This window comes from Paraburkholderia sp. DD10, from assembly GCF_049177125.1.
GTDB classification, from domain to species: domain Bacteria; phylum Pseudomonadota; class Gammaproteobacteria; order Burkholderiales; family Burkholderiaceae; genus Paraburkholderia; species Paraburkholderia terricola.
In genome coordinates this window covers 1,379,882-1,406,125 of record NZ_CP185392.1, presented here as the reverse complement: position 1 = coordinate 1,406,125, position 26,244 = coordinate 1,379,882, and the positions used below count along the sequence as shown (strand labels likewise).

Below are 26,244 nucleotides of genomic sequence, written 5' to 3'. Positions count from 1 at the left end.
TTTCCCGGCATTGCATGCACGGACGCGCCGGCCTTCATACCGTCTGCGATTGCCTGCGATTGCGCACGGCAATTGGACGAGCGGGACCGCGAACGATGCGATCCCGCCAGCCCGCTTTATGTTGCCTGATGCTGCTTTACGCCGCTTTCAACAACCCATGCGGGTCGATCACAAACTTGCGCGGCGCGCCGCCGTCGAACTGCCGGTAACCATCGGGCGCCTGATCGAGCGACACCACCGTCACGTTGACGATATCCGCGATCGGCAAGCGGTCCCACAAGATCGCCTGCATCAGATTGTGGTTGTACTTCATCACCGGCGTTTGCCCGGTATGGAACGAATGCGACTTGGCCCAGCCGAGACCGAAGCGGATGCTCAGACTGCCCTTGCGCGCGGCGGCGTCGGCGGCGCCCGGATCGTCCGTGACGTACAGGCCCGGAATGCCGATCGCGCCCGCGGCCCGCGTGATTTCCATCAGCGAATTGAGCACCGTGGCCGGCGCTTCCTCATGCGAGCCGCTGCTGCCGTGGCCGTGCGCCTCGAAGCCGACACAGTCCACCGCGCAGTCCACCTCCGGCTTGCCGAGAATCTGTTCGATCTGTTCGCCGAGCGTGGCGTCTTTGGACAGGTCGATCGTCTCGAAGCCCATCTTGCGCGCATGCGCGAGGCGCGCCTCGTTCATGTCGCCGACGATCGTGCAGGCCGCGCCCAGCAGGCGCGCCGACGCGGCCGCCGCCATGCCCACCGGCCCCGCGCCCGCGATATAAACGGTGGCGCCGGGCTTCACGCCCGCCATCACCGCGCCGTGATAGCCGGTCGGCAGAATGTCGGAAAGGCACGTGAGGTCGCGGATTTTCGACATCGCCTGCGCGCGGTCGGGGAATTTCAGCAGATTGAAGTCGGCGTACGGCACCATCACGTATTCGGCCTGGCCGCCGATCCAGCCGCCCATGTCGACGTAGCCATACGCGCCGCCCGCGCGCGACGGATTCACGTTCAGGCACACGCCGGTGTGCTGCGCCTTGCAGGTCGGGCAGCGTCCGCAGGCAACGTTGAACGGCACGGAAACGAGATCGCCGATGCTCAGCGTCTCGACGTCGCGGCCGATTTCGATCACCTCGCCGGTAATCTCGTGACCGAGCACGAGGCCGACCTCGGCGGTCGTCCGGCCGCGCACCATATGCTGGTCGGAGCCGCAAATATTCGTGCTTACCACCTTGAGGATCACGCCGTGGCCGATCGCCCGGCCACGTGGATCGACCATCTTCGGATAGTCGATCGACTGCACTTCCACCTTGCCCTGCCCCAGATACACGACGCCGCGATTGCTGCTCATTGTCTGTCTCCATGTCTTGTGAGCGGCGTGCGAGACCGTCTGCAACACGCCGTTCAACGAGCGTAGCGCCCGCTGCGCCACGGACATGTACTGAACGCGACATGGGTTTGGCCGGAACCGACACGCGCGGCGCAACCGCCGTCCACGCTGATGCAACCCGGTTTTTATTGATTGACCGTTCAATATAAAAAACCTAACATGGCCCATCGAATCCACGGCCGGCGACCGGGTTTAGCCGCCCTTGGCCATCTGAAGCCCGCCCCAACAGCACCATGCCCAAACTTGGAATGCGCGAAGTCCGCCGCGCTCAACTGATCGACGCGACCTTGCTCACCATCGACCAGACCGGTCTCGCCGGCGCGACGCTCGCCTCGGTCGCGCAGCGCGCGAGTACTTCCACCGGCATCGTCAGCCACTATTTCGGCGACAAGGACGGCTTGCTCGAAGCCACCATGCGCCATGTGCTGCGCGATCTGTGGCAAGCCACATCGCGCCGGCGCCGCGCGGCGAAAGCCGATCCGCGCTCCAAACTACGCGCGGTGGTGGGCGCGAATTTCGACGCCGAGCAGACCAGCGGTCCGGTCATGAAAACGTGGCTCGCTTTCTGGTCCGAAAGCATGCACAAGCCGCAGTTGCGGCGGCTGCAATACGTGAACACACGGCGCCTGAATTCGAACCTGTACGCGGATTTTTCGCAGGCGCTGCCGCGTGCGGCGGCGCGGCGCGCGGCAAGCGGCCTGGCGGCGTTGATCGACGGCTTATGGCTGCGCGGCGCGTTGTCGGGCGAACCGTTCGATACGAAGGCGGCGCTGCGCCTCGCGAACGAATACATCGATCTGGTTTTGCAGGCACGCAGCTAGGCCGGCGACATTTTTAAAGGAGCAAGTCATGGCGGTATTCGCAACGCAACGTCTTTATATCGGCGGCGCCCACGTCGACGCAACCGGCGGAGAAACCTTCGACACGTTCGACCCCGCCACCGGCGAAACGCTCGCCACGGTGCAGCAGGCAACGGCTGCCGACGTCGATCGCGCGGTGCGATCCGCGCGCGACGGTCAGCGTGAATGGGCCGCGCTCACGGCGATGCAGCGCTCGCGCATTCTGCGCCGCGCGGTCGAGCTTCTGCGCGAGCGCAATGACGAGCTCGCCGCGCTCGAAACGCGCGACACCGGCAAGCCGATTGCCGAGACGCTGGCGGTCGATATCGTGACCGGCGCGGACGTGATCGAGTATTACGCCGGCCTTGCCAGCGCGATCGAAGGACAGCAGATTCCGTTGCGCCCGTCGTCGTTCGTTTATACGCGGCGCGAACCGCTCGGTGTATGCGCGGGCATCGGCGCATGGAATTACCCGATCCAGATCGCGTGCTGGAAGTCGGCGCCCGCGCTGGCGGCCGGCAATGCGATGATCTTCAAGCCGAGCGAAATCACGCCGCTATCGGCGCTGAAGCTCGCTGAGATTTACACCGAAGCCGGCGTGCCGGCGGGCGTATTCAACGTCGTGCAAGGCGACGGACGCGTGGGCGCGATGCTAGCCGCGCATCCCGACATCGAGAAGATTTCGTTCACGGGCGGCGTCGAAACCGGCAAGAAGGTGATGTCGCTGGCAGGCGCATCGTCGCTGAAGGAAGTGACGATGGAACTCGGCGGCAAGTCGCCGCTGCTCGTGTTCGACGACGCCAATCTCGAACGCGCCGCCGACATCGCGATGAGCGCCAACTTCTTCAGCTCCGGCCAGGTCTGCACCAACGGCACGCGGGTTTTCGTGCAACGCGGCGTGCTCGAACAGTTCGAAGCGCTCGTGCTGGAACGCGTGAAACGCATTCGCGTGGGCGCGCCCACCCACGCTGACACCAACTTCGGCCCACTCGTGAGCGCCGCCCAATTGCAGAAAGTGCTCGGCTACATCGAGAGCGGCGTACAGGAAGGCGCGCGATTGATGGCGGGCGGCAAGCGCATTTCCGAAGGGCATTTCGGCAACGGCCAATACGTCGAGCCCACAGTGTTTACCGCGTGCCATGACGACATGCGCATCGTGCGCGAGGAAATCTTCGGCCCGGTGATGAGCATCCTCGCGTTCGACGAAGAGGACGAAGCAATCGCGCGTGCGAACAAGACCGCTTACGGTCTCGCCGCCGGCGTGGTGACGGAGAACCTGTCCCGCGCGCATCGCGTGATTCATCAACTGGAAGCCGGCATCTGCTGGATCAACACATGGGGCGAGTCGCCCGCGGAAATGCCGGTGGGCGGCTACAAGCAATCGGGCGTCGGCCGCGAGAACGGCATCACCACGCTCGAGCACTACACGCGCATCAAGTCCGTGCAGGTCGAACTCGGCCCGTATCAACCCGTGTTCTGAGGAGTGGCGGAGATGGCTTCGAACGAATACGACTACATCATCGTCGGCGCGGGTTCGGCGGGCAACGTGCTCGCCTCGCGCCTGACCGAGGACGCGGACGCGACCGTGCTGCTGCTCGAAGCAGGCGGCCCCGATTACCGTTTCGACTTTCGCACGCAGATGCCCGCCGCGCTCGCGTATCCGCTGCAAGGGCGGCGCTACAACTGGGCGTATGAGACCGACCCCGAGCCGCACATGAACAACCGTCGCATGGAATGCGGCCGCGGCAAGGGGCTCGGCGGGTCGTCGCTGATCAACGGCATGTGCTACATACGCGGCAATGCGCTCGATTACGACGGCTGGGCGACGCGTCCCGGTCTGGAAAACTGGACTTATCTGGATTGCCTGCCCTACTTCCGCAAGGCCGAAACGCGCGATGTCGGCGCGAACGCGTATCACGGCGGCGACGGTCCCGTGCATGTGACCACGAGCAAGCCGGGCAATAACCCTTTGTTCGCCGCGATGGTCGAGGCCGGCGTGCAAGCGGGCTTTCCGCGCACCGACGATCTGAACGGCTATCAGCAGGAAGGCTTCGGGCCGATGGATCGCACCGTCACCGCGAATGGCCGGCGTGCGAGCACGGCGCGCGGCTATCTGGATCGCGCGAAGGCGCGGCCGAATCTGACGATCGTCACGCATGCCATGACCGATCGCGTGTTGTTCTCGGGCAAGCGCGCGGTCGGCGTCGCGTATCTGCATCACGGGAACGCGGTGAATGCGCATGCGCGCCGCGAAGTGCTGGTGTGCAGCGGCGCGATTGCGTCGCCGCAATTACTGCAGCGCTCGGGCGTGGGCCGCTCTACATGGCTGCGCGAACTCGATGTTCCGCTCGTGCATGATCTGCCGGGTGTCGGTGAAAACCTGCAGGACCATCTGGAGATGTATATCCAGTACGAATGCAAGGAACCGGTGTCGCTGTATCCCGCGCTGCAATGGTGGAATCAGCCGGCGATCGGACTCGAATGGATGCTCAACGGCACGGGCATCGGCGCGAGCAACCAGTTCGAGGCGGGCGGCTTCATCCGCACTCGCGACGACGACTTGTGGCCGAACATGCAGTATCACTTTCTGCCGGTGGCGATCAACTACAACGGTTCGAATGCGATCAGGATGCACGGCTTCCAGGCGCACGTCGGTTCGATGCGCTCGCCGAGCCGTGGCCGTGTGAAGCTCACGTCACGCGATCCGGCCGCGCATCCCGGCATCCTGTTCAACTACATGGCCGATCCGCTCGACTGGCGCGAGTTCCGCGACGGCATTCGCATCACGCGCGAGATCATGCGGCAACCGGCGCTCGACCGTTATCGCGGCCGCGAACTGAATCCGGGCGCCGATTTGACGACCGACGAACAGCTCGACGCCTTCGTGCGGATGCGTGCGGAAACCGCGTTTCATCCGTCATGTTCGTGCAAGATGGGTTACGACGACATGGCCGTGGTCGACAGCGAGGGGCGCGTGCATGGCATGGAAGCGCTGCGCGTGGTCGATGCATCGATCATGCCGCAAATCACCACCGGCAATCTGAACGCGCCGACCATCATGCTCGCGGAGAAAATCGCGGACCGGATTCGCGGCCGCGAAGCGTTGGCGCGAGTGGAGACGCCGTATTTCGTGGCGAATGGGGTGGTGGCGCGGAAACGGGAGGGGGTGGCGGTTTGACGGGAACCCGGCGACGCAGGACTCTGCAAAATCTCGCTGGTTGATATATGATATGTATATATCGAAAGGGAGGCATTAATGAGCCGGATTCTGATTGATCTGCCCGATTCGCAGGTTGAAGAACTGGCATTGCTCGTAGAGTCGGAGCAACGCCCTCGCGCCGCGGTTATTCGCGACGCAATCGAGGCGTATATCGCCCAGCATAAGCGCGTGCTGGGAAATGACGTTTTCGGACTGTGGAAAAACAGAAAAGTCGATGGCCTTGAGTACCAGCGAGAATTGCGCTCGGAATGGTAAAAGCTCTTTTCGACACAAACATCCTGATCGACTATCTCGGCGGCGTCGGCGGAGCGAAGAAAGAGCTTGCGCGCTATGAGTATCGAGCGATCAGCATCATCACATGGATGGAAGTTCTTGTTGGGGCAACCCCGGAAGACGAAGCCTCGATTCGCGGATGGCTTGGCTCGTTCGACGTGATTGCGCTGGACAGCACAATTGCAAACCGTGCGGTTGAGATTCGCAAACAGAAGCGCATCCGTCTGCCCGACGCGATTGTTTGGGCGTCGGCGCAGGTGAATTCCTTGCTGCTGGTATCGCGCAATGTCAAGGACTTTCCTGCGAACGAACCCGGCGTTCGAGTGCCTTACAAAATCTAACCACCCGGCGATTCCAGAAAGCCCCAAGGCCGCGACAACGTCGCGGCCTTTTTAACACCCGCCTCCTGCAACCCTCACTCCCGCACCGGACTCAACACCCCCTGCCCGTCCGTCTCCACCGCTTCGGACACGAGCGTCTCCAACGCCAACCCACGCGTCTCGATCCCCAGTACCCACACCGCCGCGGCCGCGATCACAAAACACATCGCACCGAGCGAAAACACGCCGCCTTGCCCGAACACCGGCAGCACGACGCCGACCACATACGGCCCGATCAACGAACCCACCCGCCCAATCGCGGACGCAAACCCCGAACCGGTAGCGCGCGCGCCCGTGCCGTAAAGCTCCGGCGTATAGGTGTAAAGCACCGCCCACATCGCGAACAGAAAGAACTGCATCGCGAGCCCGGCGCAGATCAGCAGCGCCGGCGTTTGTGCATGCAACGCGGTCTGTCCATAGACATACGCCATCACCGCGCTGCCCGCGAGCGAAGCAATACAGGTCGGCTTGCGTCCCCACCGCTCGACCAGCCACGCCGCGCAAATAAAGCCCGGAATCCCGCCGAGCGAAATCAGCACCGTGTACAACACCGACTTCGTCACCGCGAAACCGGCCTGCTGCATCAACGCGCCGAGCCACGAGGTCAGCCCGTAGAATCCGAGCAACGCGAAGAACCACAGCGTCCACACCATGATCGTGCGGCGCCGGTAGGCGATGCTCCAGATCTCGCGGAATGCGCCCGTCCCCTTCGCCACTGCCGGCTCCGCGAGCATCACGGGCGCGCGCAACTGGCTCAGCCCCGCCGCCTTCATCACTTTCACTTCGATCTGCGCGAGTACTTTGTCCGCCTCGGCGATGCGTCCGCGATGTTCGAGCCAGCGCGGCGATTCCGGCACGACGCGGCGCACGACCAGCACGAATACCGCCGGAATCGCGAGCAGCGCGAACTCGGTGCGCCACCCTAGCGTCGGCAACACGAAATACGACACCACGCCCGCCGTGATGAAGCCGAGCGGCCAGAAGCCGTCCATCAGCGCGATCAAACGTCCGCGCGACGCAGCCGGCACGAACTCCGACAGCAGCGTTTGCGCAATCGGAAACTCCATGCCCATGCCGAAGCCGAGCAGCACGCGATAAAAGATCAGCGCCTCGACGCTCTGCGCGGTCGAGCAGAGGTATGACGCCAGCCCCCACAACACCATGCTCCACTGAAACACGGGCCGTCGTCCGAAACGATCCGCGAGCAATCCGGCAATCGCCGCGCCGCCCACCATGCCGAAGAAGCTCGCGCTCGCAACCAACCCCGTCGTCGCGGTCGACAGATGAAACTCCGTCTTGATCGAGCCGAGCACGAAGGTCATCGTGCCGAGATCGACGGAATCGAAGAAGAACGCGATCGCGATGATGATGAAGATGGTCCGGTGATAACCGGAAAACGGCAGGCGTTCGAGTCGCGCGGCTGCGCTCGCGCGAGGCTGAAAAGCGGTGGACATGTCATCCCCTCATTGATGCGGCGGCTGCCGCGTGGCTGTTCCGATCGGTGTTTTCAGTAGACGCCGACATAAATCGGCCACATAGAAGAAATGCGTCATCGGAATGGAACGGGGGCGTCGTTCCTCGACCGCGGAGCGAAAGCGTTACGCCCGCAGCCGCGCCCGCGCCGCGCCGGCAATGCGCGCGAGCGCATCCGCGCTCAGGCGCGCGGCGATTTTCTCGACGTAGTCGTGATGCCGCGCCTGCAGCGGCGCGCCGAGTTGCTGCGCGAGCAGATAGCGGATCAGCGCGATGCGCCGGTGCCGCAACTCGATGCTCTGTTCGAGCAGCGCGAGCGCGGCGTGCGCATCGCCCTGTTGAAACGCGCGCTCGGTGAGGCGCGCGGTGGCTAGACGTGTCGACGTCATGTCGGTCGATCGCGAGGCAAGCCGCGAGCGGTGCGGGCAAGCACCGCTCGCCGCGTCTCACGACATCAGCGGCTCGGCGGCGTCGAGCATGATCTTGACGAAGTAGTCCGCGAAGCTGCGGCGCACGACGAGATCGAAACTATCCGGCCCGGTGGGCAGCAGCGTCATCGATGCCTTGAAATAATGGCTTTGCGCGCACTGTCCTTCACCGAACAGCTTGGGATGCAGGTCGAGCGGGCACCCGCGCGCGAGCACCTCGCGCACACGCGTGCCGCTGATTTCGAGCACCGTATAGCCGCTGCCGATATCCACCGCCGAAGCAAACACGCCGGCAAACGCGGCGCCGAGCTTCGCTTGCAGCGGCGCGGTGCGCGACGCGTCGTGCGCCGTCGCCGAGCATGCCAGCCATTCGTCCGGCCCGAGCCACAACAGGTCGTAGCCGTTGCCGCGCGCCATCGTGTTCGCCTTCTCCGGCGGCCGGCAGCCGAGCACGCTTTCCACGGCACGCACAAACGCCGCGTCGCGCGTATCGCCGCGCACGTTCACCAGTTCCAGAAACGGCCGCTCGCTCAGCCGGAACGCGGCGGACGCCGTGGCCTGATGCTTCTTCAGCAGCGCATCCGTGCCGACCAGCGGCGACTCCTGCCACACGCCGGTTTGCTTGCCGACGGCGCGATCCACCACCGACGCCGTCCCTCCTGTTTCATTCCACATGTTGACGTGCTCCTTCGCTGTCGTAGAACACCGAACTGGTGACCTTGGCCGCAATCTGCCTGCCGCTGGAAAGCGGGATGGTGACGGTTTCGCCGATCTTGTCGAGACCGCCCTTCACGACCGCCATCGCGATCGAGCGCTTCAGGATCGGGCTGTAATAGCTCGACGTGACGTGGCCGAGCATCGGCGCGGTGTCGCCCTGGAATGGGCCGGCGACGATCTGCGAGCCCTCGGGAATCACGAACGACGGATCGTCCGCGAGCAATCCCACCAGTTGCTTGCGCCCCGTCTTCGCCGTATCGGAGCGCGTGAGCGAACGCTTGCCGAGAAAGTCCTTCGACTTCGCGACGAGCCCGCCCATGCCGAGATCGTAGGGCGTCATCGAGCCGTCCGTATCCTGGCCGACGATGATATAGCCCTTCTCCGCGCGCAGCACGTGCATGGTTTCCGTGCCGTAGGGCGTGATGTCGAACTCCGCGCCCGCGGCCATCAGCGCTTCCCACACCGCGCGCCCGACGTTGGCCGGCACGTTCACCTCATAAGCGAGTTCGCCGGAGAAGCTGATCCGCATCACGCGCGACGCCGCGCCCGCGATCGTGCCTTCGCGATAGCTCATGAACGGGAACGCGGCGTTCGCTAAGTCGATGTCGCGGCACACCTTCTGCAAGACCTTGCGGCTGTTCGGACCGACCACCGCGAAAGTGGCCCAGTGGTCCGTGACCGACGCGAGCCGCACGCGCATGTCGGGCCATTCGGTTTGCAGCCAGCGTTCGAGCCACGTGAGCACACGCGCGGCGCCGCCCGTCGTGGTGGTCATCATGTAATGCTGATCGGCGAGGCGCACCGTCACGCCGTCGTCGAAGATCATGCCGTTCTCGTCGAGCATCAGGCCGTAGCGGCACTTGCCGACTTCCAGCTTGCTCCACGGATTCGTATAGACCCAGTTCAGCAGCTTCGCCGAATCGGGGCCCTGAATGTCGATCTTGCCGAGCGTCGAGGCGTCGAGAATACCGACGCTCGTGCGCACCGCGAGCGACTCGCGCGCCACCGCCGCGTGCATGTCCTCGCCGGCTTTCGGGTAGTACCAGGGACGCTTCCAGTTGCCGACGTCCTCGAACGCCGCGCCGTTTTGCACATGCCATTCGTGCACCGCGGTCTTGCGCACCGGATCGAGAAACTCGCCCAACTCGCGGCCCGCGAACGTGCCGAACGTGACCGGCGTGTAGTTGGGCCGGAACGTCGTCGTGCCGGTCTCGGGAATCGTCTTGCCGAGCGCCTGCGCGAGAATCGCCATGCCGTTGATGTTGCCGAGCTTGCCCTGATCGGTGCCGAAGCCCATCGCCGTGTAGCGCTTCACGTGCTCGACCGATTCGAAACCCTCGCGCGCCGCGAGGAAAATATCGGCCGCCGACACGTCGTTCTGGAAATCGACGAACTGCTTCGGCCCACGCGTGGCGAGTTCGCGTCCGCCGACGAGCCACAGCGGCTGCATCTTCGCTTCCGCGATGTCGGCGACTTGCACCGGATTCGGCCGCGCGACGATATGACCGGCGGCGCGCGCCGCCTCGACGCCCGCATCCATCGCGACACGGATGCCTTGACCCAGCGTGAAGTCGCCCGCGCAAGCGCCGACGCTCGTTTCCGGCTGCATCGCCTTGCCCGGCACGAAGCAGGCTTTTTCGTCATGCCAGTGCGCCTTGCCGCCCGACTGCGCGAACAGATGCAGCACCGGGCTCCAGCCGCCGGACATCGCCAGCAGATCGCAAGCGAGTTCGCCCTGCTTCGCGCCGACCTGGCCGTTCGAATACGACGCGACCTCCACCGAGTCGACGCGCAGCTTGCCGTGCGCCGCCGTGATCGCCACGCCGTTCATCACCTTCACGCCATAGCGCCGCGCGAGCGCCGGCAGCGTGCCCTTCGATTCGCCCGCGCGCGGATCGACCACCGTCACCTGCGCGCCGGCCGTCTTCAGGTCGAGCGCGCATTGATAGCCGTCGTCGTTGTTGGTGAACACCACCGCGTTGCGCCCCGGCAGCACCGCATAGCGATGCAGATACGTGGACACCGCCGAAGCCAGCATCACGCCCGGCAGATCGTTGTTGCCGAATACGATCGGCCGTTCATGCGCGCCGGTCGCGAGAATCACGCGTTTCGCGCGGATCTTCCACATCAGTTCGCGCGTGCCCTTGCGTTGCGACACCGGCAGATGCTCGGTGAGCCGCTGCGTGACCGTGACCAGATTGTGGTCCTGATAGCCGAATGCGGTGCTGCGGCAGAGGATTTTCACGTCGGGCATTTGCCGCAGTTCGTCCTCGATCTTATGCACCCATTGCAACGCGGGCTTGCCGTCGATATCCGTGCGGCACGACAGCAGCGAGCCGCCGAGTTCCGGCTGATCGTCGACCAGGGTCACGCGCGCGCCGGACAGCGCCGCCGCGTGCGCGGCCGCGAGGCCGGTCGGGCCGCCGCCGACCACCAGCACGTCGCAATGCGCAAAGCACTTGTCGTAGCGGTCGGCGTCGGTGTGCTCGGGCGCCTTGCCGAGACCGGCCGCGTCGCGAATCACTTCTTCGTACTTCGGCCAGAACTTGCGCGGCCACATGAAGGTCTTGTAGTAGAAGCCCGCCGGAATGAAGCGCGCGATCTTCTGATTGACCGCCATGCGGTCTTTCTCGATGCTCGGCTTCGCGTTCACGCTGGTGGCGACGAGCCCCTGATACAACTCCACCTCGGTGGCGCGCGCATTCGGCACGGTGTAGGCGCCGGTTTCGAGTTGCACGATCGCATTCGGCTCTTCCACGCCCGCCGTGACGATGCCGCGCGGCCGGTGATATTTCCAGCTACGCGCGACGAAATGCACGCCGTTCGCGAGCAAGGCCGAAGCCAGCGTGTCGCCCTGATAGCCCTGATACTTGCGGCCGTTGAACGTGAAGCTCAACACGATCGCGCGGTTGATGCGCCCGCCGCTCGGCAGTCGGTCTTTCTGGCTCATGATGCCTTACCCTCGTTTGCTTGACCCTCGTTGCCGCCCATCGTGAGCAGCGGACGCTCGAACGTCTCGTAGCCTTGAATCTCGTAGCTCACGGTGTCGCGCTGCGCCTTGAACCAGCGGCGGCAGCCTTGCGCGTGCAGCCATTGCTCGTGATGCACGCCGCGCGGATTCTTGCGCATGAACAGGTAGTCGCCCCATTCCTTATCGGTGAGTTTGTCGGTGTCGAGCGGGCGGGCGATGTCCGCCTCGCCGCCGCAGGAAAATTCGGTTTCGGCGCGTGGCCCGCACCACGGGCATTCGATCAGCAGCATGTTCCTTTCTCCTCGTGTGCGATTAGTGGGCCACGGCGGCTGCGCCGTGCTCATCGATCAGGTGGCCGGTATAGAAACGCTCCAGCGAGAACGGCGCGTTCAGCGGATGCGGCTCGTCCTTCGCGATGGTGTACGCGTAAGCCCAACCGGAGCCCGGCGTCGCCTTGAAGCCGCCCGTTCCCCAGCCGCAATTGAAATAAAGCCCCTTCACGTCGGTCTTGCTGATGATCGGGCACGCATCCGGCGACACGTCCACGATGCCGCCCCACTGGCGGTTCATCCGCACGCGCGAGAACACCGGGAACATTTCGACGATCGCCTCGAGCGTGCCTTCGATGATCTGGAAACTGCCGCGCTGACCGAAGCCCGTGTACTGATCGACGCCCGCGCCGATCACCAGATCGCCCTTGTCGGACTGGCTGATATACGCGTGCACCGCGTTCGACATCACCACGGTATTGACCACCGGCTTGATCGGCTCGGACACGAGCGCCTGCAACGGATGGCTCTCCAAAGGCAAACGCACGCCGGCCATGTCCGCGAGCGTGGACGTATTGCCCGCCGCGACGATCGCCACCTTCTTCGCCTTGATGAAACCCTTCGTGGTGTCCACGCCGGTCACCTGGCTGCCGTCGCGGCGAATGCCCGTGACCTGGCAGTTCTGCACGATATCCACGCCGGCCTGGTCCGCGCCGCGCGCGAAACCCCACGCCACCGCGTCATGCCGGGCCACGCCGCCGCGGCGCTGGATCGACGCGCCGAGCACCGGGTAGCGGCTGTTCAGGTTGATGGTCGGTTCGAGTTCCTTGATCTGCGCCGGGGTGAGGAATTCGGCGTCCACGCCGTTCAGCCGGTTCGCATTCACGCGGCGCTCGGTGTCGCGCACGTCCTGCAACGTGTGGGCGAGATTCATCACGCCGCGCTGGCTGAACATCACGTTGTAGTTGAGGTCCTGCGAAAGCCCTTCCCACAGCTTCATTGCTTTCTCGTAGAGCGCGGCCGACTCGTCCCACAGATAATTCGAGCGCACGATGGTCGTATTGCGCGCCGTATTGCCGCCGCCGATCCAGCCCTTCTCCAGCACGGCGATATTGCGCACGCCATGCTCCTTCGCGAGGTAATAGGCGGTGGCGAGACCGTGCCCGCCGCCGCCGACGATCACGACGTCGTACTCACGCCTGGGCTCCGGGCTCTTCCACTGTCGCTCCCAGTTCTCGTGATACGACATTCCGTTGCGCAACAGGCTGAATATCGAATAGCGGCTCATCATTGATCCTTGTTGGTGCTGTCGGTACTAATGCTCGATACGTCGTAGCGGGTTCAACACTCGATGACGTTCACGGCGAGACCGCCGCGCGACGTCTCCTTGTATTTCGTCTTCATGTCAGCGCCGGTTTCGCGCATCGTCTTGATCACGTTGTCGAGCGACACGTAGTGCTGGCCGTCGCCCTTCATCGCCATGCGCGCGGCGTTCAGCGCCTTGATCGCGCCCATTGCATTGCGTTCGATGCAGGGAATCTGCACGAGCCCGCCGACCGGATCGCAGGTCATGCCGAGGTTGTGTTCCATGCCGATTTCGGCGGCGTTCTCGACTTGCGTCGGCGTGCCGCCCATGACGGCGGCGAGCGCCGCCGCGGCCATCGAGCAGGCGACGCCCACCTCGCCCTGGCAGCCCACTTCCGCGCCGGAGATCGACGCGGTTTCCTTGTAGATGATGCCGATCGCGGCGGCCGTCAGCAAAAACGTGACGATGCCTTCGTCGTTCGACGCGTGCATGAACTTCACGTAGTAATGCAGCACGGCGGGAATCACGCCGGCCGCGCCGTTGGTCGGCGCGGTGACCACGCGCCCGCCTGCGGCGTTTTCCTCGTTGACGGCCATCGCGTAGAGGTTGACCCAGTCGAGCATCGAGAGCGGATCGCGCAGCGACTCCTCGGAACGCGAGCGCAATTGCGCGCTCAGATCGGCGGCGCGGCGCTTCACGTGCATCGGGCCGGGCAACTCGCCGCGCACCTTGCAGCCGCGCTCGACGCACGCCGCCATCACGCGCCAGATCGCGAGCAGGCCGTCGCGCACTTCCTGTTCGGGACGCGACGCGCATTCGTTGCGCAGCGTCACCTCGGCGATCGACAAGCCGGTTTCGCGGCATACGCGCATCAGATCGTCGCCGGTGCGAAACGGATGCGGCACCTGAGCGCCGGCGCGCAAGCCGTTCACGCGATCGCCCTCGCGATTCACCACGAAGCCGCCGCCGATCGAGTAATACTCCTTCTCCACCAGCAACTGGCCGTTTTCGTCGAATGCCTGAAACCGCATGCCGTTCGGATGCACGATGCTCGAACCCGGCGCGCCGGGCATCAGCTTGCGAAAGAAGCCGAGATGCTCGCGCTCGTCGAACTTGATGGGATGCTTGCCGAGCAGCGTCAGTTGCTTCGTTTCGCGGATCGCCTGCAAGCGCGGCTCGATCTGGTCCGGGTCGATCAGATCGGGCAGATTGCCTTCGAGCCCGAGCAGCACCGCCTTGTCCGTGCCGTGCCCCTTGCCGGTCGCTCCGAGCGAGCCGAACAGTTCGACCTTCACGCGGCGCACGAAGCCGAGCAGGTTGGCGTCCTCGATATGCGAGGCGAAGCGGCAGGCAGCGATCATCGGCCCGACCGTGTGCGAGCTTGAAGGACCGATACCGATCTTGAACAGATCGAAAACGCTGACGTTCATGGCGTGCCTTGTGCGTTGCGATGCATGGGTGGCCGGGTTCGGCCTGAAGTAGCCCCTATTGCACCGCACGTCAATTTGGACCGATAGAATAAAAACGGCATCACAGTGGGATAGTGGCGTCAAGCGGGCCGCCCGCAAAGCGCCGCGGCGCATTTGCGATGACTTCTGACGCATTTGCGACAGGCGTCGCGCCCGTCGCTGGCGATGCTGGGGCACCGCTTCGGTGGCGCAAATGAAGCGGCCCGATGAAGCGCCTTGTTTCCCCGGTGCTATGCTTGATTCAACCTTTTCTCTTGCCGGCTGCATGCATGAATTCCGCTGAACCGCTTCCCCTTCAATCGATCGACGGCACCTCGAAACAGCGCATCCGCTTCGGCATCATCCTGCTGCCGAATTTCACGCTGACGGCGTTCTCGGGGTTCGTCGACCTGCTGCGCCTGTCCGCGGATGAAGGCGACTTCAGCAAGCCCGTACGCTGTTCGTGGAGCGTGATAGGGGAAACCCTCGCTCCGGTGCGCGCGAGTTGCGGCATCCAGATCACGCCGTGGGAAACCTTCGACAACGCCGAGCGGTTCGATTACGTGGTCGTGGTCGGCGGCCTGTTGCATTCCGGTCCCGCCGCCAACGAGGCGACGCTCGCGTTCATCCGCCGCGCCGCCGCCACCGACGCGACGCTCGTCGGCATGTGCACCGGCGTGTTTTCGCTGATGCGCGCGGGCGTGCTGGAAGGCCATCGCATTTGCGTGAGCTGGTTTCACTACTGGGATTTCATCGAGCGCTTTCCGTCGGTGAACGAAGAAGCGCTGGTGGCCGACCGCCTCTTCGTGATCGACCGCCGTCGCATTACCTGCTCGGGCGGGCGCGCATCGATCGACGTGGCCGCGGCGATCTTGCTGCGTCACTTCGAAACCGCCACCGTGCAGAAGGCGCTGCGCATTCTGCTGGTGGACGACATGCAGAAAGGCAACGCGCCGCAGCCGCACCCGCCCGGACTCGCGCCCGCCGCGCATCCCAAGGTGAAGCGCGCGATTCTGCTGATGGAGCAGCACGTGGGGCGTTCGCTGTCGCTCGATGAACTGGCGGGCAAGCTCGATCTTTCGCCGCGTCAGTTGGAACGGCTCTTCAAGGCGCAGACCGGCAAGGCGCCGCAAGCCTACGCGAAGCAGGTGCGCTTGCGCACCGCCGCGTGGCTGCTGACGAGTTCGGATAAGACCGTGGCGGACATTGCATCGAGTTGCGGCTTTTCCGATGCATCGCATCTGGGCCGCGAATTCCGCAAGCAATTCGGCTTGCCGCCGATGATGTACCGCGAGCAGCGCGGCACCGCCGCGCAAGTGGAAGACGGCTCGGGGTATGACGAAACTTTTCCGGGGCGGGCTCAGGCGATCTGAGCCGGCTTGAACCTGCTTGAACCTGCTTGAACCTGCTTGAACCTGCTTGAACCTGCTTGAACCTGTCAGGAACCGGGCATGCGCGGCCGTCACACAAGAAGCGACAGCCGCGCATGCCGCGGCTAGCCCGGCATCACTTCCCCGCCACGAACGCCTTCACCGCCGGCAGGCCGTCCTTGCCGTCGAACGTCTTCACCCCCGCGAGCCATTGATCGAGCACGGACGGATTCGCCTTCAGCCACTCGCGTGCGGCCTTGTTCGGATCGGTCTTGTTCATGATCGGCAGCATCACGTGGTTCTCGATATCGGTCGTGAAGTGCAGGTTCGCCACCAGCTTCGCGACGTTCGGGCAGCGCGTCGCGTAATCGCTCGGCGTGACCGTCAATACCTTCGCTTCGCCGTAGTTCGGGCCGAACACGTCGTCGCCGCCGGACAGATAATCGATCTTCATCTGCACGTTCATCGGATGCGGTTCCCAGCCGAGAAATACGATCGGCTTCTTGTCGCGAATCGAGCGGTTCACCTCGACCAGCATGCCCGCCTCGCTCGACTCCACCAGCTTGAACTTGCCGAGCCCGTACTGATTGCTGTCGATCATCTTCTTGATCAGCGCATTGCCGTCGTTGCCCGGCTCGATGCCGTAGATCTTGCCGTCGAGCTTGTCGTAGTTCTTCGCGATGTCGGCGAAGGTCTTGATGCCCGCCTGATACGCGTAGTCCGGCACGGCCAGCGTGTATTTCGCGCCGGTCAGGTTCGGCGTGGGCAGGACGCTGAGCTGGCCGGCCTTCTTGAACGGATCGATCATCGGGTCCATGGTCGGCGACCAGTAGCCAAGGAACACGTCGATCTGCTTGCTCTTCACGCCGGCGAACGTGATCGGCACCGAGGCGATCGTCTTGGTCGGCTTGTAGCCGAGCCCTTCGAGCACCGTCGAGGCGAGGCCGGTGGTCGCCGCGATATCGGTCCAGCCGACGTCGGCGAATCGCACGGCGCGGCAACTAGCGGGGTCCGCGGCAAAGACAGACGACATCGACAGCGCGCACAGCGACGCGGCCCATACATGTTTCATGGCGTTCCCTCAGGGTGGTTGATACTCGACTGGTTTGCTTGCGTGGGTGGTATTGCGTTGCCTGCCTCAGAAGTTCGGGCGCTCAGGCGCTCAGGCGCTCAGGCGGACAAACGCCGCTCGACGCTCGGCGCATGACCGAACTGCGCGCGATACGCCTTGCTGAAATGACACGGCGAATGGAACCCGCACACGGCGGTCACGCGCGCGATCGACGCATCCGTGTTGCGCAGCAGTTCACGCGCGCGCCGCAAACGCAGCGTCAGGTAATAGTGCGTGGGCGACGCGCTCAGGAACATCTTGAACATGCGCTGCAAATGCCGTTGCGACAGATGCACGAGCCGCGCGAGTTCGTCGAGCGAGAGCGGCTCCTCGATATTCGCTTCCATGAGCCGCACCACTTCGATCAGTTCCGCGCGCGAGAAACCGACCCGCGCGTCGACCGGAATGTGCTGATAATCGGTCGAGCCGCGAATCCGCTCGACGATGAACTGCTCGGACACCTGCGCGGCGATCGAATGCCCGAGGCGCATGCCGACCAGGTTCAGCAGCAGATCGAGCGGCGCGGTGCCGCCGGTGCAGGTCATCCGGTCACGGTCGATCACGAACAGTTCGTCGGCGAAACGCACGTGCGGGTAGCTCTTGTGCAACGGCGACATGTCCTCCCAATGCACGGTGCAGCGATAACCGTCGAGCAGCCCCGCCGCGAGCAGCGCATACGGCCCGGTGCAGATGCCGCCGAGCGGAATGCCCTGCGCGGCCACGTCGCGCAGCAGCGCGATCACCGTCTCGTCCACGTAATCGCGCACGTGCCAGCCGGCGCAGACGATCAGCACGTCCGGCATGCCGGCCTCGGCCAGCGTGGTGGTGGGCTTCACCGTGATGCCGTTGCTGGCCCGCGCCGGTTCGCCGTCCGGCGTGATCACCGACCACGTGTAGCGCTGCGCGCGGCCCACGTAGTTGGCCATGCGCAGCACTTCGACCGCGCTCGTGAACGCGATCATCGAAAAATTCGGCAGCGTCAGGAAGCCGAAGTGCGCGAGTTTCGACAACGGCGAGTCGGCCGGCGTCTCTACAGGGGCGGCAATCGCGTCGCGCTTCATCGGCGGCTCAGCCGTGCTGCGCCGCGGGCGCGCGGCGCACCTTCATCAGGCTGCGCAAGCCGGAGAGCAGCGGCGCGCGCGTCATGCCCGGCGAACGGCCGAAGCTTTCCGTGATGCGGTCGAGAATGATCGCCAGCATCACCACCGAGAGGCCGCTTTCGAAGCCGAGTCCGATGTCGAGCCGCTGAATACTCGCCAGCACGTCGTTGCCGAGACCGCCCGCGCCCACCATCGACGCGATGATCACCATCGAGAGCGCCATCATGATGGTCTGGTTCACGCCGGTCATGATCGAGGGCAGCGCGTTCGGAAACTGCACCTTGTAGAGCAATTGCCAGGGCGTGCAGCCGAAAGCCTGCCCCGCTTCCACGATTTCGCGGTTCACGTGCTTGATGCCGAGCGACGTGAGACGCACCGCCGGCGGCATCGCGAAGATCACCGTCGAGAGAATGCCCGGCACGCGGCCCAGACCGAACAGCATCGCGGCCGGAATCAGGTAGACGAACGCGGGCATGGTCTGCATCAGATCGAGCACCGGGCGCACCGTCATCTCGACGTAGCGGCTCTTCGCGGTCCAGATGCCGAGCGGCACGCCGAGCAACAGGCTGATCAAGGTCGACGACAGCGTAAGCCCGAGCGTGATCACCATCTGATCCCAGAAGCCGGTGGCGTAGATCAGCAGCATCGCGAGCAGCGTGAAGAGTGCGAAGCGCCAGCCCACCCGCCACAAACCGATGCCGACGAAGAACGCCATCAGCGCCCACATGGGGACGGCTTGCAAGCCGTGCTCGATCAACGCGGCGAAGCTCTCGATCGCCTTGCCGATCGCGTCGAAGGTTTTTGCGTCGTGGTCGAGCAGATAGTGAACGCCGTGGTCGACCCAGGCGCCGAGTGGAATGACTTCAGACATGGGAACTCCGATGGCGCGTGAGAACGTTCAGCACGTTCGTCTTGTTGACGGAACCGCAGTAGGAGCCGTCGGCTTCGACGACCGGCAGCGGCGCGCGGCTCGCCACCACCCGTTCGACGACGTCGTCGAGCGGCGTGGTGCGGCGGATGCACTCGATGGGGTTGAGCTGCGGCGACGCGCTGCCCATCGCATCGCGGCACACGAAGCCGCGAATCTTGCGCTCGCCGTCGAGCACGAACGCGTAGTCGCCGCTGCCGTTGAGCGTCGCGGCCACGCTCGACGCGTCGATCTGCGTCGCGTGCGAATGCATTAGCGGCACGGCGTCGGTTTGCATCAGATCGCCGGCGGTCAGATAGCGGCTCGTGTCGATGCCTTCGAAGAACGCCCGCACGTAATCGTCGGCGGGGTTCGTGATGATTTGCTGCGGCGTGCCGACCTGCACCACCTTGCCGCCTTCCATGATCGCGATGCGCGTGCCGATGCGCATGGCCTCTTCCAGATCGTGCGAGACGAACAGAATGGTGCGCTGCTGCTCGCGCTGCAGATCGAGCAGCACGTTCTGCATTTCCTTGCGCTTGAGCGGATCGAGCGCGGAGAACGCCTCGTCCATGATCATCAGCGAGGGGTTGACCGCCAGCGCCCGCGCGAGACCCACGCGCTGCTGCATGCCGCCCGAGAGCTGCGCCGGCAGCTTCGCGGCGAACGGCGCGAGGCCGACCTGTTCGAGCACCGTCATCGCGCGCTTCTCGCGTTCCTTGCGGCCGATGCCCGCCACTTCCAGGCCGAACGCCGCGTTGGACAGCACGGTGCGCTGCGGCATCAGCGCGAAGGACTGAAACACCATGCTCATGTCCTTGCGGCGCAGCGCCGTCAATTCCGAGCGCGGCACGCTGGCCACGTCGCGACCGTCGATCAGCACCTTGCCGGCAGTGGGCTCCACCAGCCGATTGATCAGGCGAATCAGCGTCGATTTGCCGGAGCCCGACAGGCCCATCAGCACGAAGATCTCGCCTTCCTTGACTTCGAACGACACATTGTGGACACCGACGATCTGACCGGTGCGCGCGAACACTTCCTCTTTCGTCGCACCGCCTGCCAGCATGCCGATCGCCTGCTTCGGGTTGGTGCCGAACACCTTGCACAGCCCTTCGACCACGACCTTCGGGGAATTCATTGAATGTTCTCCTTGCGTGGCGGACGTCCGTCCGCGCTGTGCATACATAGTTGCCAGAAAAAAGTACGGCTAGCCGACTATTTGCGACAACCACATGAGGAAATACGACACCCCCGCCGCGCGCGCCCCGCCGACCAAAGGCGTAAGCCTTGCGGGGCAAGGGTTTGACGGCTATCGACGGGCTCGGCCCGGCATGTCGCGCGAGAGCAAGTGTAGGCCGCCGGGATGAAAAAAAACCGCGCTTCGAGGGTTTGACCGGGTGCGTTTGCCGGGCGTCGGCGGCGCTCCCGCGAAACCGCATGCCAGGGTAAACCGGCAAGCGGGCCGGTCGCCATGCACGGAAATCATTACGAGAACCTTAAGCCCGCACGCCGTTACGCGGTGTTACCGATCTCGCATCCCCCTTGCACCTGCAAATCGCGGCACTGCCTACACTGCGTTCCATCTCCACTGTCATCGCTTCATCCATGCGGCGAAAACAAACAATGCGCAAGAATTTATTTTCAGTGATGGTCGGCACGGCGGTAGGGGTGGCTTTCGCGCTGGCGTCGCCGATGGCGTCCGCACATGTGGATGTCGGCATCGGCATCGGCATTCCGGGGCCGGTTTTCGTCCCCGCGCAGCCGGCGTATGTCGAGCCGCCGCCGGTGGTGTATGCGCCCGCGCCGGTCGTCGGCTATGGCTACGGCTATGATGACGACTGGCGTGCGCGCGAATGGCGCGAGCATCAGGAGCGGCGTGAGCGGCGTTGGCGCCGCCACGAGGAACACGAGCGCGAATGGCGCGAGCGCCACGGCTGGGGTGACGATTAAGACAGGCTGAGGCGGGCTGTCACCTGTTTCGCATGACAGCCGCGCCGATCATTGCGGCGCGGCCGCCGTCCGATAGCCGCGTCGTCCGATAGCCAGGGCGAGGAAAGCCGACACCGCGAGACTCGCCGCCACCACGTAAAGCCCGGCGGCGTATCCTCCGGTCACGCTTTTCAGCCAGCCGATCGCGAACGGGCCGACGAAGCCGCCGAGATTGCCGATCGAGTTGATCATGGCGATGCCGGCCGCCGCGCCCGCGCCCGACAGAAAGGTGCTCGGCATCGCCCACAGCGGCGCCTTGGCCGCGCTGATGCCCACGTTCACCGCGATCAGCGCCGCCACCACCGCCACGACGCTATCCGCGACGCCGGCCCACGCGAGCCCCGCGCCCGCCACCACGCAGGGAATCACGACGTGCCAGGTGCGCTCGCCGCTGCGGTCCGAATGACGCGCCCACATCACCATGCCGATCACCGCGAGCACGCTCGGAATCGCGTTCAACGCGCCGGTGCCGAGCGCGCTGAAACCGAACTGGCGAATGATCAGCGGCGCCCATAAGCCGAGCGTGTAGAGCCCCGCGGACGTGCCGAAGTAGATCATCGCCATGACCCACACGCGCGGGTCGCGCAATGCCGCGAGCGCGCCCGACGCATGTCCTGCCTGCGACTCGCGTCCCATGCGCTCCTCGCGCAAGGTCGTGACGAGCCAGGTTTTCTCGTCGGCGGCGAGCCACGTCGCTTTTTCGGGTGAATCCGTGAGCGCCTTGAGCACCACGAAGCCGAGCACCACCGCCGGAATCGCCTCGATGATGAAGAGCCATTGCCAGTCCTTCAAGCCGAACAACGCGGGCATCTGCATGATCGCGCCGGAAATGGGCGAGCCGATCGCGGTCGACAACGGCGCGGCCGCCATGAACGCGGCGGCGGCCACCGCGCGCTGGCGCGCGGGAAACCACTGGCTGAGATAGAGGATGATGCCCGGAAAGAAACCGGCTTCGGCCACGCCCAGCAAAAAGCGCAACACGTAGAACGAATTCGGCCCGACGACGAACGCCGAAGCCGCCGACACGAGCCCCCACGTCACCATCACGCGCGCGATCCAGACGCGCGCGCCGACTTTGTTCAGGATGAGATTCGACGGCACCTCGCACAGAAAGTAGCCGAGAAAGAAGATGCCGCCGCCGAGCCCGAACATCGTCGGCGAGAGGCCGAGATCCTTGTTCATCGTGAGCGCCGCGAAACCCACATTCACGCGATCGAGAAAGCTCACGAAGTAAAGCAGGATGACGAAGGGCAAAATGCGCCACGTCAGCTTGCGCACCACACGGGCTTGCAATTCATTGGACATGCCTGTCTCCGCTGTGTCGAATTCGCCCGTGACGCGCGCGTCCGGGCGTTATGTTCTTATGTGATGAATGCGTCGCTCGCTCGAAGGCCGAGCGAGCGCGAATAACGAATAACTCAGATCGGCGAATAACTCAGATCGCGGCCGATTCCGCCGCGAGAGTCGCCGCGAGGAGGTCGCAGACCGCATCGGTCACCTGCGCGGTGGTGGCGCTGCCGCCGAGGTCGCCGGTATGCAGCGCGGGGTTCGCCGTGATGCGTTCGATCGCGTCCATCAACTGGCGCGCGGCGTGCGTCTCGCCGAGATGATCGAGCATCATCACCACCGACCAGAAGGTGCCGACCGGATTGGCGAGACCCTTGCCCATGATGTCGAACGCGGAGCCGTGAATCGGCTCGAACATCGACGGATAGCGGCGCTCGGGATCGAGATTCGCCGTCGGCGCGATGCCGAGGCTGCCGGCCAGCGCCGCAGCCAGGTCGCTGAGAATGTCCGCGTGAAGATTGGTGGCGACGATCGTATCGAGCGTCGCCGGCCGGTTGACCATGCGCGCGGTCGCGGCGTCGACGAGTTCCTTGTCCCAGCGCACGTCGGGAAACTCCTTCGAGACCTGCAACGCGATCTCGTCCCACATCACCATGGCGTGACGCTGCGCATTGCTCTTCGTGATCACCGTCAGCAGCTTGCGCGGGCGCGACTGCGCGAGCCGGAACGCGAAACGCAGAATGCGTTCGACACCGGCGCGCGTCATCATCGAAACGTCGGTGGCGACTTCGAGCGGATGCCCCTGATGCGCGCGCCCGCCTACGCCGGAATACTCGCCTTCCGAGTTCTCGCGCACGATCACCCAGTCGAGATCCTTCGGCGCGCAGCGTTTCAACGGCGCGTCGATGCCGGGCAGGATGCGCGTGGGCCGCACGTTCGCATACTGATCGAAGCCCTGGCAGATCTTCAGGCGCAAGCCCCACAAGGTCACGTGATCGGGAATATGCGGGTCGCCCGCCGAGCCGAACAGAATCGCGTCCTTGTCGCGGATCGCGTCCAGTCCGTCGGCCGGCATCATCACGCCATGCTCGCGGTAGTAGTCGCCGCCCCACTCGAAGTTCTCGAATTCGAAGCGGAAGGCGTCGTGGCGCGCGGCGATGGCTTCGAGAACCCGTTGACCGGCGGGCACGACTTCCTTGCCGATGCCGTCGCCGGGGATGGTTGCGATGCGGTAGGTCTTCACTGGCGTCTCCTTGATGTTGAAGGTATGGCTCGCATCGTAAGACGCGCACGGCTCGCGGAAACGTTGCTAGACTCAAAGCATCCTTAACCTGAAGTTAACGATACGTCCGCAGTTTGCGCTGATCCAATGACCTCATCGATACAACCCGACGACCTCGCCTTCTTCTCCACGCTGGCCGCAAGCGGCAGCCTGACCGCCGCCGCGCGTGAACTCGGCCTGAGCACGGCGGCCGTGAGCAAGCATCTCGCGCAGATGGAATCGCGCGCGGGCGTTTCGCTCGTCAACCGCACGACCCGGCGCATGAGCCTCACGCCCGAAGGCGAGCTTTATCTGACGCGCGCGCGGCGCATCCTGAGCGAAATGGACGACCTCGCGCAGTTGCTCGGCGGCTCGCAAGCCGCGCCGAAAGGTCTGTTGCGCGTGAATGCGACGCTCGGTTTCGGCCGCAGCCACGTGGCCCCGCTGATCTCGCGGTTCGTGCGGCGCTTTCCCGAAGTGGACGTGCAGTTGCAGCTTTCCGTCGACCCGCCGCCGCTCAGCGACGACGCCTTCGACGTGTGCGTGCGCTTCGGCGAACCGCCGGATGCGCGCGTGATCGCCCGCCGGGTCGCGCCGAACCGGCGCCTGCTGTGCGCGTCGCCCGCCTATCTCGCGAAGCGGCGCGCGCCGCGCGGCCCCGCTGAGTTATCGCAACACAACTGCATCGGCATTCGTCAGGGCGACGACGGCTACGGGCTATGGCGTCTGACGAGCGGACGCGGCGCGACGCAAAAGACTGAGACCGTGAGGGTGCGCGGCAACCTCACCACCAATGACGGCGAGATCGCGGTGAAGTGGGCGCTGGATGGCCACGGCATTCTGATGCGCGCCGAGTGGGACATCGCGGAGTATCTCGCCGATGGCCGGCTCGTTCACGTGCTGCCCGACTATCGAACGCCGGGCGCGGACATTTATGCGGTGTATCCGCAGCAGTTGCAGATGACGGCGCGAGTGAAGGCGTTCGTCGACATGCTGGTCGAGACGCTCGGCGGACGGTGAATCCGCGCGGCTCACATGCGTCGAGCGGCAGCGCAACGAGCTAACGCCGCGATCGCTCATTGGCGGAAATTCACGGGACGCTGTCCGTGTTGTCCAGACAGTCTGCTTCGTTAATTGAAAACAGCCGCGCGAGCCCGGTCGGCACTACGCGGCTGTCGCACGGTTACTGGCTCGCGCCCGTTCCGATGCCCGCCTTCTTCTGCGCTTTCTGCAGATCGTTCGGATAGTTCGGGTCGTTCCTGGACGGCTGATAGCCCGCGTCCTCGAGCTTCTTCAACTCGGCATTCTTCTTCGCGCGCGCCTGCTTGCGCGCCGCTTTACGCTCGGCCTTGGTCGGCTTCGCGCTGCTCGCCACGCCGGGCTGGGCGGCCTCGGCCGCGGGCGCGCTCGCGGCATCCTGCGCGACCGCGAGCGGCATGCCGCCGGCCACCAGGGCGGTGACCGCGAGCCCGAGCATGATCTGTTTGACGGCGAATGACTTCATGACTGATATCCCCTCTGGAAAGTTGGCAATGACGTTGAAGCCTGTCTGCGATGTCGTTCATGACGACGAGTCGCGCGATAGGCAGCACGGACTCGTCGATTAAAGCTTACAGGCAAACGCGCGCGAGTGAGGCCTGGGCACACTGGGTATCCATACAGCATGGCGGCGATCGCCGATTGCCGATCTCCGATTCCCCCGGAAGAAGCGAGGTCCGCATATTGCTGCCCGGCAATACATCCATGATCTTTCGACGATCCCGCACGTTTAGCCATGAGCGAATCGCATCGACACCCGCTGGTCATCTCGCCGCACTTCGACGACGCCGTTCTCAGTTGCGGCGAACTGCTCGCCGCGCGGCCGGGGGCGCGGGTCTGCACCGTCTTCGCCGCGCCGCCCGAGAAAAACATGACGACGGACTGGGACCGCCGAGCCGGTTTCGCCGACGCCTTCGAGGCAATAAAAGCGCGCACTGAGGAAGACACGCGCGCACTCGCGATACTGCAAGCCACACCGCTGCGCCTGCCCTTTTGCGACGCGCAGTATCTGGCGTCGCCTTCTCACGATGCGCTCGTGAGCGCGCTGCGACAGACGCTGACCGAGTCGGAAGCGGACATGCTCATGGCACCGCTCGGCCTGTTTCACGCCGATCACATGCTTACGGCACGAGCCTGCCTCGCATTGCTGATCGACACGCCGGGTCTCGCCTTTTATGTCTATGAAGACATCCCCTACCGGTGCATCGAAGGCGCGGTTCAGGCACGCGTCGCCGAACTATCCTCGCTCGGCTACACGGTCACCCCCGCCGAGGAACTGCAAGCGCCCGCCGATAGGCGAGCCGAACGCGAGCACATGGAACTGAAGCGTGAAGCAATCGGCGCGTACCGCAGCCAGTTGCGCGCTTTCGGTCCGAACGCACGCGCCAGCCTTTTTGCGCAGGAGCGCTACTGGCAGGTCCGCCGCAAAAACGCATAGCGCATGGGCACATCGTTTGCTCGACAGCACGCATCGACCATCAG

24 protein-coding genes are annotated in these 26,244 nt (G+C 64.5%); 9 read left to right on the top strand and 15 right to left on the bottom strand.

Annotated features, from left to right (window positions below):
- Window positions 1–136 precede the first annotated feature (136 nt).
- Window positions 137–1,336, bottom strand: a complete 1,200-nt coding sequence (gene fdhA / locus ACOCG7_RS06435; protein ID WP_073431118.1) for a formaldehyde dehydrogenase, glutathione-independent — start codon at window positions 1,334–1,336, stop codon at window positions 137–139.
- A gap of 272 nt (window positions 1,337–1,608) precedes the next feature.
- On the opposite strand from fdhA, the gene betI reads away from it, so the two are divergent.
- From betI to ACOCG7_RS06410, 5 genes are all read left to right on the top strand, one after another.
- The gene (betI, locus tag ACOCG7_RS06430; protein ID WP_114164616.1) at window positions 1,609–2,196 is read left to right on the top strand and encodes a transcriptional regulator BetI; all 588 of its coding nucleotides are present in this window, start codon (window positions 1,609–1,611) and stop codon (window positions 2,194–2,196) included.
- Between the two features lie 28 nt (window positions 2,197–2,224).
- A complete protein-coding gene (gene betB, locus ACOCG7_RS06425) occupies window positions 2,225–3,694 on the top strand; it encodes a betaine-aldehyde dehydrogenase (protein ID WP_421377282.1) in 1,470 nt (489 codons plus the stop codon).
- 12 nt (window positions 3,695–3,706) lie between these two features.
- Window positions 3,707–5,392: a choline dehydrogenase gene (gene betA / locus ACOCG7_RS06420; RefSeq protein WP_421377280.1), complete on the top strand. Its 1,686-nt coding sequence runs from the start codon at window positions 3,707–3,709 to the stop codon at window positions 5,390–5,392.
- 78 nt (window positions 5,393–5,470) lie between these two features.
- A complete protein-coding gene (locus ACOCG7_RS06415) occupies window positions 5,471–5,689 on the top strand; it encodes a ribbon-helix-helix protein, CopG family (protein ID WP_073431122.1) in 219 nt (72 codons plus the stop codon).
- Window positions 5,683–6,048 (top strand): type II toxin-antitoxin system VapC family toxin, encoded by a 366-nt coding sequence (locus ACOCG7_RS06410; RefSeq protein WP_114164618.1) that lies wholly within the window; start codon window positions 5,683–5,685, stop codon window positions 6,046–6,048. The genes ACOCG7_RS06415 and ACOCG7_RS06410 overlap by 7 nt, the downstream gene beginning before the upstream one ends.
- A 74-nt stretch (window positions 6,049–6,122) precedes the next feature.
- Here the strand turns inward: ACOCG7_RS06410 and ACOCG7_RS06405 are convergent, their stop codons facing one another.
- The 7 genes from ACOCG7_RS06405 to ACOCG7_RS06375 form a co-directional block, all read right to left on the bottom strand.
- On the bottom strand, window positions 6,123–7,541 hold the full coding sequence (locus ACOCG7_RS06405; protein ID WP_073431124.1) for an MFS transporter: 1,419 nt from the start codon (window positions 7,539–7,541) through the stop codon (window positions 6,123–6,125).
- 144 nt (window positions 7,542–7,685) lie between these two features.
- On the bottom strand, window positions 7,686–7,949 hold the full coding sequence (locus tag ACOCG7_RS06400; protein ID WP_073431125.1) for a hypothetical protein: 264 nt from the start codon (window positions 7,947–7,949) through the stop codon (window positions 7,686–7,688).
- Window positions 7,950–8,006: 57 nt separating this feature from the next.
- Window positions 8,007–8,663: a sarcosine oxidase subunit gamma gene (locus tag ACOCG7_RS06395; protein ID WP_073431126.1), complete on the bottom strand. Its 657-nt coding sequence runs from the start codon at window positions 8,661–8,663 to the stop codon at window positions 8,007–8,009.
- Window positions 8,653–11,655, bottom strand: a complete 3,003-nt coding sequence (locus tag ACOCG7_RS06390; RefSeq protein ID WP_421377276.1) for a sarcosine oxidase subunit alpha family protein — start codon at window positions 11,653–11,655, stop codon at window positions 8,653–8,655. Before ACOCG7_RS06390 ends, ACOCG7_RS06395 begins: the two co-directional genes overlap by 11 nt.
- Window positions 11,652–11,966 carry a sarcosine oxidase subunit delta gene (locus ACOCG7_RS06385; protein WP_073431128.1) on the bottom strand — a complete coding sequence of 105 codons (315 nt, stop codon included), beginning with the start codon at window positions 11,964–11,966 and terminating at the stop codon, window positions 11,652–11,654. Before ACOCG7_RS06385 ends, ACOCG7_RS06390 begins: the two co-directional genes overlap by 4 nt.
- A 22-nt stretch (window positions 11,967–11,988) precedes the next feature.
- Window positions 11,989–13,233: a sarcosine oxidase subunit beta family protein gene (locus ACOCG7_RS06380; RefSeq protein WP_114164745.1), complete on the bottom strand. Its 1,245-nt coding sequence runs from the start codon at window positions 13,231–13,233 to the stop codon at window positions 11,989–11,991.
- A 53-nt stretch (window positions 13,234–13,286) separates the two neighbouring features.
- Window positions 13,287–14,681 carry an L-serine ammonia-lyase gene (locus ACOCG7_RS06375; RefSeq protein WP_073431129.1) on the bottom strand — a complete coding sequence of 465 codons (1,395 nt, stop codon included), beginning with the start codon at window positions 14,679–14,681 and terminating at the stop codon, window positions 13,287–13,289.
- A 308-nt stretch (window positions 14,682–14,989) separates the two neighbouring features.
- Here ACOCG7_RS06375 and ACOCG7_RS06370 point away from each other — a divergent pair, with 308 nt between their 5' ends.
- Window positions 14,990–16,072, top strand: a complete 1,083-nt coding sequence (locus ACOCG7_RS06370; RefSeq protein ID WP_073431162.1) for a GlxA family transcriptional regulator — start codon at window positions 14,990–14,992, stop codon at window positions 16,070–16,072.
- Window positions 16,073–16,205: 133 nt separating this feature from the next.
- Here the strand turns inward: ACOCG7_RS06370 and ACOCG7_RS06365 are convergent, their stop codons facing one another.
- The 4 genes from ACOCG7_RS06365 to ACOCG7_RS06350 form a co-directional block, all read right to left on the bottom strand.
- A complete protein-coding gene (locus tag ACOCG7_RS06365; RefSeq protein WP_073431130.1) occupies window positions 16,206–17,141 on the bottom strand; it encodes a choline ABC transporter substrate-binding protein in 936 nt (311 codons plus the stop codon).
- A 98-nt stretch (window positions 17,142–17,239) separates the two neighbouring features.
- Window positions 17,240–18,241: a GlxA family transcriptional regulator gene (locus ACOCG7_RS06360; protein WP_421377273.1), complete on the bottom strand. Its 1,002-nt coding sequence runs from the start codon at window positions 18,239–18,241 to the stop codon at window positions 17,240–17,242.
- 7 nt (window positions 18,242–18,248) lie between these two features.
- Window positions 18,249–19,151, bottom strand: a complete 903-nt coding sequence (choW, locus tag ACOCG7_RS06355; RefSeq protein WP_421377271.1) for a choline ABC transporter permease subunit — start codon at window positions 19,149–19,151, stop codon at window positions 18,249–18,251.
- On the bottom strand, window positions 19,144–20,325 hold the full coding sequence (locus ACOCG7_RS06350; RefSeq protein ID WP_073431133.1) for a quaternary amine ABC transporter ATP-binding protein: 1,182 nt from the start codon (window positions 20,323–20,325) through the stop codon (window positions 19,144–19,146). Before ACOCG7_RS06350 ends, choW begins: the two co-directional genes overlap by 8 nt.
- Before the next feature lie 485 nt (window positions 20,326–20,810).
- Between ACOCG7_RS06350 and ACOCG7_RS06345 the strand changes: the two genes are divergently transcribed.
- Window positions 20,811–21,137: a hypothetical protein gene (locus tag ACOCG7_RS06345; protein ID WP_421377574.1), complete on the top strand. Its 327-nt coding sequence runs from the start codon at window positions 20,811–20,813 to the stop codon at window positions 21,135–21,137.
- Window positions 21,138–21,185: 48 nt separating this feature from the next.
- On the opposite strand, the gene ACOCG7_RS06340 is transcribed toward ACOCG7_RS06345, so the two are convergent.
- Both ACOCG7_RS06340 and ACOCG7_RS06335 read right to left on the bottom strand, forming a co-directional pair.
- Window positions 21,186–22,481, bottom strand: a complete 1,296-nt coding sequence (locus ACOCG7_RS06340) for an MFS transporter (protein WP_421377269.1) — start codon at window positions 22,479–22,481, stop codon at window positions 21,186–21,188.
- A 130-nt stretch (window positions 22,482–22,611) separates the two neighbouring features.
- Window positions 22,612–23,706, bottom strand: a complete 1,095-nt coding sequence (locus ACOCG7_RS06335; RefSeq protein WP_310120322.1) for a tartrate dehydrogenase — start codon at window positions 23,704–23,706, stop codon at window positions 22,612–22,614.
- 126 nt (window positions 23,707–23,832) lie between these two features.
- Here ACOCG7_RS06335 and ACOCG7_RS06330 point away from each other — a divergent pair, with 126 nt between their 5' ends.
- Window positions 23,833–24,744 carry a LysR family transcriptional regulator gene (locus tag ACOCG7_RS06330; RefSeq protein WP_073431137.1) on the top strand — a complete coding sequence of 304 codons (912 nt, stop codon included), beginning with the start codon at window positions 23,833–23,835 and terminating at the stop codon, window positions 24,742–24,744.
- A gap of 163 nt (window positions 24,745–24,907) precedes the next feature.
- Here the strand turns inward: ACOCG7_RS06330 and ACOCG7_RS06325 are convergent, their stop codons facing one another.
- On the bottom strand, window positions 24,908–25,228 hold the full coding sequence (locus tag ACOCG7_RS06325; RefSeq protein WP_083085645.1) for a hypothetical protein: 321 nt from the start codon (window positions 25,226–25,228) through the stop codon (window positions 24,908–24,910).
- Window positions 25,229–25,498: 270 nt separating this feature from the next.
- On the opposite strand from ACOCG7_RS06325, the gene ACOCG7_RS06320 reads away from it, so the two are divergent.
- Window positions 25,499–26,200 carry a PIG-L deacetylase family protein gene (locus ACOCG7_RS06320; protein ID WP_421377266.1) on the top strand — a complete coding sequence of 234 codons (702 nt, stop codon included), beginning with the start codon at window positions 25,499–25,501 and terminating at the stop codon, window positions 26,198–26,200.
- Window positions 26,201–26,244 lie beyond the last annotated feature (44 nt).

Bases quoted from the DNA above. Each gene is read 5' to 3' on its own strand.
- fdhA (WP_073431118.1), bottom strand. From the start codon at position 1,336: ATGAGCAGCAATCGCGGCGTCGTGTATCTGGGGCAGGGCAAGGTGGAA.
- betI (WP_114164616.1), top strand. From the start codon at position 1,609: ATGCCCAAACTTGGAATGCGCGAAGTCCGCCGCGCTCAACTGATCGAC.
- betB (WP_421377282.1), top strand. From the start codon at position 2,225: ATGGCGGTATTCGCAACGCAACGTCTTTATATCGGCGGCGCCCACGTC.
- betA (WP_421377280.1), top strand. From the start codon at position 3,707: ATGGCTTCGAACGAATACGACTACATCATCGTCGGCGCGGGTTCGGCG.
- ACOCG7_RS06415 (WP_073431122.1), top strand. From the start codon at position 5,471: ATGAGCCGGATTCTGATTGATCTGCCCGATTCGCAGGTTGAAGAACTG.
- ACOCG7_RS06410 (WP_114164618.1), top strand. From the start codon at position 5,683: ATGGTAAAAGCTCTTTTCGACACAAACATCCTGATCGACTATCTCGGC.
- ACOCG7_RS06405 (WP_073431124.1), bottom strand. From the start codon at position 7,541: ATGTCCACCGCTTTTCAGCCTCGCGCGAGCGCAGCCGCGCGACTCGAA.
- ACOCG7_RS06400 (WP_073431125.1), bottom strand. From the start codon at position 7,949: ATGACGTCGACACGTCTAGCCACCGCGCGCCTCACCGAGCGCGCGTTT.
- ACOCG7_RS06395 (WP_073431126.1), bottom strand. From the start codon at position 8,663: ATGTGGAATGAAACAGGAGGGACGGCGTCGGTGGTGGATCGCGCCGTC.
- ACOCG7_RS06390 (WP_421377276.1), bottom strand. From the start codon at position 11,655: ATGAGCCAGAAAGACCGACTGCCGAGCGGCGGGCGCATCAACCGCGCG.
- ACOCG7_RS06385 (WP_073431128.1), bottom strand. From the start codon at position 11,966: ATGCTGCTGATCGAATGCCCGTGGTGCGGGCCACGCGCCGAAACCGAA.
- ACOCG7_RS06380 (WP_114164745.1), bottom strand. From the start codon at position 13,233: ATGAGCCGCTATTCGATATTCAGCCTGTTGCGCAACGGAATGTCGTAT.
- ACOCG7_RS06375 (WP_073431129.1), bottom strand. From the start codon at position 14,681: ATGAACGTCAGCGTTTTCGATCTGTTCAAGATCGGTATCGGTCCTTCA.
- ACOCG7_RS06370 (WP_073431162.1), top strand. From the start codon at position 14,990: ATGAATTCCGCTGAACCGCTTCCCCTTCAATCGATCGACGGCACCTCG.
- ACOCG7_RS06365 (WP_073431130.1), bottom strand. From the start codon at position 17,141: ATGAAACATGTATGGGCCGCGTCGCTGTGCGCGCTGTCGATGTCGTCT.
- ACOCG7_RS06360 (WP_421377273.1), bottom strand. From the start codon at position 18,241: ATGAAGCGCGACGCGATTGCCGCCCCTGTAGAGACGCCGGCCGACTCG.
- choW (WP_421377271.1), bottom strand. From the start codon at position 19,151: ATGTCTGAAGTCATTCCACTCGGCGCCTGGGTCGACCACGGCGTTCAC.
- ACOCG7_RS06350 (WP_073431133.1), bottom strand. From the start codon at position 20,325: ATGAATTCCCCGAAGGTCGTGGTCGAAGGGCTGTGCAAGGTGTTCGGC.
- ACOCG7_RS06345 (WP_421377574.1), top strand. From the start codon at position 20,811: ATGCGCAAGAATTTATTTTCAGTGATGGTCGGCACGGCGGTAGGGGTG.
- ACOCG7_RS06340 (WP_421377269.1), bottom strand. From the start codon at position 22,481: ATGTCCAATGAATTGCAAGCCCGTGTGGTGCGCAAGCTGACGTGGCGC.
- ACOCG7_RS06330 (WP_073431137.1), top strand. From the start codon at position 23,833: ATGACCTCATCGATACAACCCGACGACCTCGCCTTCTTCTCCACGCTG.
- ACOCG7_RS06325 (WP_083085645.1), bottom strand. From the start codon at position 25,228: ATGAAGTCATTCGCCGTCAAACAGATCATGCTCGGGCTCGCGGTCACC.
- ACOCG7_RS06320 (WP_421377266.1), top strand. From the start codon at position 25,499: ATGAGCGAATCGCATCGACACCCGCTGGTCATCTCGCCGCACTTCGAC.